The sequence below is a fragment of the Roseateles sp. P5_E11 genome (assembly GCF_054049355.1).
The window spans coordinates 1-5,361 of the sequence record NZ_JBFUMO010000409.1; the positions used below are offsets into that span (position 1 = coordinate 1).

Below are 5,361 nucleotides of genomic sequence, written 5' to 3' on the forward strand. Positions count from 1 at the left end.
GTCCAGGCCCTGGCCCGCATGATCCGCACGCTGAAGAGCCAGGGCTTCACCATCGTCATGGTGGAGCAGAACTTCCGCTTCGCCGCGCCCCTGGCCGACCATTTTCTAGTCATCGAGCACGGCGAAGTCGTGCTGTCCTTCCCCGCAGCCGACCTGCCGGCCCACCAGGCCCAGATGGACGAGCTGCTCAGCGTTTGAATCCAAACAACCCACCGGAGACAACCATGAAAAAGACCCTCATTGCCGCCGCGCTCGCCACCTGCGGCTTTACCGCCCAGGCCCAGATCTCGGGCGACGTCATCAAGATCGGTTTCCTGACCGACATGTCCAGCGTCTATGCCGACATCGACGGTGCCGGCGGTGTCGAGGCGATCAAGATGGCCATCGCCGACCTCAAGGGTGTGGCCGCGGGCAAGAAGGTCGAGCTGATCTTTGCCGACCACCAGAACAAGGCCGACGTCGCCTCCGCCAAGGCGCGCGAGTGGATGGACACGCAAGGGCTCGACCTGCTGGTGGGCGGCACCAACTCGGGCGTCAACCTGGCCATTGCCACCGTAGCCGCCGAGAAGAAGAAGCCCTTCATCTCCATCGGCGCCGGCAGCTCGGCCCTGACGAATGCCAATTGCACGCCCTACACCATCCACTACGCCTACGACACCGTGGCCCTGGCCAACGGCACGGGCGCCGCGGTGACCAAGGCCGGCGGCAAAACCTGGTTCTTCCTGACCGCCGACTACGCCTTCGGCGCGGCCCTGCAGGCCGACACGGCCGCCGTCGTGCAGAAGAGCGGCGGCACGGTCAAGGGCAGCGTCAAGCACCCGCTGAACGCCAACGACTTCTCCAGCTTCCTGCTGCAGGCACAGGGCTCCGGCGCGCAGATCCTCGGCCTGGCCAACGCGGGTGGCGACACCATCAACACGATCAAGGCCGCCAACGAGTTCGGCATCACCAAGGGTATGAAGCTCGCCGGCCTGCTGATGTTCATCAACGACGTGCACTCGCTGGGCCTGAAGACGACCGAGGGCATGTACCTGACCGACTCCTGGTACTGGAATCAGAGCCCCGAGGCACGCGCCTGGAGCCGCCGCTTCTTCGACAAGATGAAGCGCATGCCCTCGTCGCTGCAGGCCGCGGACTACTCGGCCGTGACCCACTACCTGAAGGCCGTCGACGCCACCAAGACCGACGACGCCGACAAGGTCATGGCCAAGATGAAGGACACGCCGATCAACGACTTCTACACCAAGGGCACCATCCGCAAGGAAGAYGGCCGCGGCATCCACGACATGTTCCTGATGCAGGTCAAGTCGGTGAAGGAATCGACCGAGCCCTGGGACTACTACAAGGTCGTGACGCGCATCCCGGGCGACGAGGCTTTCACCAAGCTCGCGGACAGCAAGTGCCCGCTGGTGAAGAAGTGAACGTGAACCCCTCGCCCAGCCCCGCGCTGCTGGACGCGCGCGTTTCTGGTCGGTCCCCCGAGGGGACGCCGATCGATGCCGGCGAGAGCCGGCATCGACATCGGCCCTGGCCGCCCTTGGGAGCGGCCCGGCGGGCGTCCAGGGTCTGAACACGATTGCCATGACAGAAATCTTCGGTATTCCGCTGCCGGCCCTCTTGGGCCAGCTGCTGCTCGGCCTGGTTAACGGCTCGTTCTACGCGATGCTGTCCCTGGGCCTGGCGGTCATCTTCGGCATGCTCAACATCATCAACTTCGCCCACGGGGCGCTGTACATGATGGGGGCTTTCTTCGCCTGGATGGGGCTGGAATACCTGGGGCTGAACTACTGGCTCATGCTCGGTCTCGCGCCGCTCGCGGTCGGCCTCATCGGCATCGTCATTGAACGCACGATGCTGCAGTGGCTCTACAAGCTGGACCACCTCTACGGCCTGCTGCTGACCTTCGGCATCACCCTCGTCATCGAGGGCGTGTTCCGCAGCGTCTACGGTGTGTCGGGCCAGCCTTATCAGGTGCCCGACGCGCTGCAGGGCGCCACCAACCTGGGCTTCATGATCCTGCCCAACTACCGGGCCTGGGTCGTCGTCGCGTCGCTGATCGTGTGCTTCGCGGTGTGGGCGCTGATCGAGAAGACGTCGCTGGGCGCCAAGCTGCGCGCCGGCACCGAGAACCCCAAGCTCGTGCAGGCGTTCGGCATCAATGTGCCGCTGATGGTCACGCTGACCTATGCCGGTGGCGTGGCCCTCGCGGCATTCGCGGGCGTGCTGGCTGCGCCCATCCTGCAGGTGTCGGCGCTGATGGGCACCAACCTCATCATCGTGGTGTTCGCGGTGGTGGTGATCGGCGGCATGGGCTCCATCCTCGGCTCCATCCTGACCGGGCTTGGRTTGGGCATCGTTGAAGGGCTGACCAAGGTCTTCTATCCCGAGGCGTCCAACACGGTGGTGTTCGTCGTCATGGCCATCGTGCTGCTCGTTCGCCCGGCCGGCCTGTTCGGCAAAGAAAAATGAACAAGAAAGTCCTCGGCTACGCCGCGCTCTTCGTCGCTATCGCACTGCTGCCAGCGTTCGGCGTCTACCCCGTCTTCGTGATGAAGGTGCTCTGCTACGCGCTGTTCGCCTGCGCCTTCAACCTGCTCGTCGGCTTCACGGGCCTGCTGTCCTTTGGCCATGCGGCCTTCCTGGGCACCGCGGCCTATGTGACCGGCCATGCGCTCAAGGTCTGGGGCCTGCCGACGCCGGTGGGCATCCTCGTCGGCATGGCGGGCGCGGCCGGTGTGGGCCTGCTGTTCGGTCTGCTGGCCATCCGCCGCTCGGGCATCTATTTCTCGATGATCACGCTGGCCCTGGCGCAGATGCTGTACTTCTTCTTCCTGCAGACCCCCTTCACCGGCGGGGAAGACGGCCTGCAGTCGGTGCCGCGCGGCAGCTTCCTGGGCCTGCACCTGGAAAACGACCTGGTGCTGTTCTACGTCGTTCTGGCCATCTTCATCGCCGCCTTCTGGCTGATCTACCGCATCGTCCACTCGCCGTTCGGCCAGGTGCTGACGTCCATCCGCGAGAACGAGGCCCGCGCCACGTCGCTGGGCTACGACACCGGCCACTTCAAGCTGCTGGCCTTCGTGCTATCGGCCGCGCTGGCTGGCCTGGCCGGTTCCACCAAGACGCTGGTGCTGGGCTTCGCCACGCTGACCGACGCGATCTGGACCACCTCAGGCCTCGTCATCCTGATGACGCTGGTGGGCGGCATGGGCACGCTGGTCGGCCCCATGGTGGGGGCGCTGGTCATCATCGCGCTGGAGAACAAGATCGGCGACTTCGGCAATTGGCTGGGCGAGCTGACCGGCGTGGCCTGGTTCAACAGCCTGGGCGAATCTGTCAGCCTCGTCACCGGGCTGATCTTCATCGTCTGCGTGCTGGCCTTCAGGCGCGGACTGGTGGGCGAGGCGATGGCGCTGCTGGAGCGCAAGCCGAAACAACCCGCTTCCTGAACACCAGCACATTGCCCGCCATCACCAGCACCAGCCCGGCGAGCGCCGGCGCCGTCCACTCGTAGCCCTCCACCCAGGCCGACACGTTCAGCGCGACGACCGGGAACAGCACCGTGCTGTAGGCGGCCCGCTCGGGACCGAGGCGGCCCACCAGCGTCAGGTAGGCCGTGAAGCCGATGACCGAACCCGGGATAGCCAGGTACAGCAGCGCGCCGAGGTAGCGGGTGCTCGCGTCGAACGCGAAAGGCACGCCGGCCAACAGCGCATAGCCCGTCAGGATCGCCGTGCCCACCGCCATGCCCCAGGCGTTGGTCTGCACCGGTTTCAGGCCCTGCTGCTGCAGCGCGGCCGACAGCAGGTTGCCGGTCGAGAAGCACAGCGTGCCACCCAGCGCCCAGGCCAGGCCGGCCAGGCTGGCGTGGCCACCACGGATCTCGGGCCAGAACAGCAGCACCAGCCCCGTCAGGCCGAGCGAGCCACCCGCCAGGACCTGGGGCACGATGGCGCGGCCATGAACAAGACGCGCCAGCAGCGCGTTCCACAGCGCCGCGCTGGAAAACACGACCGCCACCAGGCCGCTGGCCAGCGTCTGGCTGGCGTTCAGGAAACAGACGAAGTTCAGGCAGAACAGACACAGTCCCTGGGCGAGCACCCAAGTGAGCGCCCGCCCACGCGGCACGACGAGCTGGCGCCGCCAGGCCAGCCAGGCGAACAGCACCAGGGCCGCGAGGCCGAAGCGGTAGGCGATGGACAGCGCAATCGGCACGGGGCCCAGTTGCCACTTCAGGGCGATCCAGGTCGTACCCCAGATCAGCACGACGAGCAGGTAGAGGAAGGCATTCATGCCCGCCATCGTGGCGCCGCGGGCGGCCGTGCGATTGCATATTCCTGCGCATCGTCGGCCTCAGGCCGGCACGGGGAAGGGCTTAGCACCTAGCATCGCTGCATGCTCGACCTGACCGCCGGCGCCACGGCCCACCAGCCCGTCTTCGACGTGCTGGGCCGCTCCAGCGCGCGCCGGGAACGTGAGCTGACGCTCGCCGACGACCTGCGCCTGGTGCAGTGGTGCAACGACGGCGGGCGCATGGACTACCAGCGGCCCGGCCACCACACCCTGTCGGTCTATCTGCAGGGCGGACACGACACCCACCTCATCGAGACACCCCGCGAGACCGGCTCGCCCGGCTGCCACTGCATCCTGCCAGCCGAGCACGAGTCGCGCTGGAACGTGGCCGGGCCGCTGCGCTTCGTCCACCTCTACCTGTCGGACGACGCCTGGGCCGACCGCATCGTCCGCCTGCTGGACGCCGAGCCCCGCGCCATCACGCTGGAGCAGCGCATCTTTGGCGAGGACGCCACACTTGCCGCCTGGGCCCAGGGCGTTGCCAGGTACGACTGGCAGGACCCCGCCGAGCGCCTGCGCATCGATGCGCTGAGCCAGGCCGCGCTGGATCACCTCGTGCTGCAGGCCGCCCGGCCGCGGCTGCGTGAGCGAGCCGAACGCTCGCCGGGTGGCTTGTCCGGGGCGGCGCGGCGTCGGGTGCTGGACTTCGTTGATGCCCACCTCGACAGCGCCGAGTTGAGCCTGCCCCGGCTGGCCGCCCAGGTCCACCTGTCCGAATTCCATTTCGCCCGCATGTTCCGCGTCTCCATGGGCTGCAGCGTGCACGACTGGGTCGCCGCCCGCCGCCTGGACCGCGCCCGCACGTTGCTGCGCGACACCGCCCTGCCCCTGGCCGACGTCGCCGCCGCCTGCGGCTATGCCGGCGCCAGCCATTTGACCCGCCACGTCAATGGCGCCCTGGGCGCGACGCCGGGCCAGTACCGGCGCACCATGGGCTTGCGCTGACTGCTGCCAGTACGCCGTCAGCATTCACTGGCGAGTTAGGGGGAGCGTCCGGCGGCGACATGG

The 5,361-nt window shown here is 67.3% G+C and carries 5 protein-coding genes and 1 pseudogene; 5 read left to right on the forward strand and 1 reads right to left on the reverse strand.

Annotated features, from left to right (window positions below; translation table 11 throughout):
* The 4 genes and pseudogenes from ACXJKR_RS23230 to ACXJKR_RS23245 form a co-directional block, all read left to right on the forward strand.
* Positions 1 to 198 (forward strand): annotated as a pseudogene (locus tag ACXJKR_RS23230) (ABC transporter ATP-binding protein); the annotation flags it as partial.
* Positions 199 to 224: 26 nt separating this feature from the next.
* Positions 225 to 1,421, forward strand: a complete 1,197-nt coding sequence (locus tag ACXJKR_RS23235; RefSeq protein ID WP_457324817.1) for an ABC transporter substrate-binding protein — start codon at positions 225 to 227, stop codon at positions 1,419 to 1,421.
* Positions 1,422 to 1,581: 160 nt separating this feature from the next.
* Positions 1,582 to 2,469, forward strand: a complete 888-nt coding sequence (locus ACXJKR_RS23240; protein ID WP_056200980.1) for a branched-chain amino acid ABC transporter permease — start codon at positions 1,582 to 1,584, stop codon at positions 2,467 to 2,469.
* On the forward strand, positions 2,466 to 3,449 hold the full coding sequence (locus tag ACXJKR_RS23245) for a branched-chain amino acid ABC transporter permease (protein WP_457324818.1): 984 nt from the start codon (positions 2,466 to 2,468) through the stop codon (positions 3,447 to 3,449). The genes ACXJKR_RS23240 and ACXJKR_RS23245 overlap by 4 nt, the downstream gene beginning before the upstream one ends.
* Here the strand turns inward: ACXJKR_RS23245 and ACXJKR_RS23250 are convergent.
* Complete coding sequence (locus ACXJKR_RS23250; protein ID WP_457324819.1) at positions 3,382 to 4,293, reverse strand: DMT family transporter; 912 nt, start codon at positions 4,291 to 4,293, stop codon at positions 3,382 to 3,384. The two genes, ACXJKR_RS23245 and ACXJKR_RS23250, sit on opposite strands and share 68 nt — an antisense overlap.
* Before the next feature lie 102 nt (positions 4,294 to 4,395).
* On the opposite strand from ACXJKR_RS23250, the gene ACXJKR_RS23255 reads away from it, so the two are divergent.
* A complete protein-coding gene (locus tag ACXJKR_RS23255; RefSeq protein ID WP_457324820.1) occupies positions 4,396 to 5,298 on the forward strand; it encodes a helix-turn-helix domain-containing protein in 903 nt (300 codons plus the stop codon).
* Positions 5,299 to 5,361 lie beyond the last annotated feature (63 nt).

What these genes read in the sequence shown, in the direction of transcription:
- ACXJKR_RS23245 (WP_457324818.1), top strand. Translation starts at nt 2,466, where the DNA reads ATGAACAAGAAAGTCCTCGGCTACGCCGCGCTCTTCGTCGCTATCGCA.
- ACXJKR_RS23250 (WP_457324819.1), bottom strand. Translation starts at nt 4,293, where the DNA reads ATGAATGCCTTCCTCTACCTGCTCGTCGTGCTGATCTGGGGTACGACC.
- ACXJKR_RS23255 (WP_457324820.1), top strand. Translation starts at nt 4,396, where the DNA reads ATGCTCGACCTGACCGCCGGCGCCACGGCCCACCAGCCCGTCTTCGAC.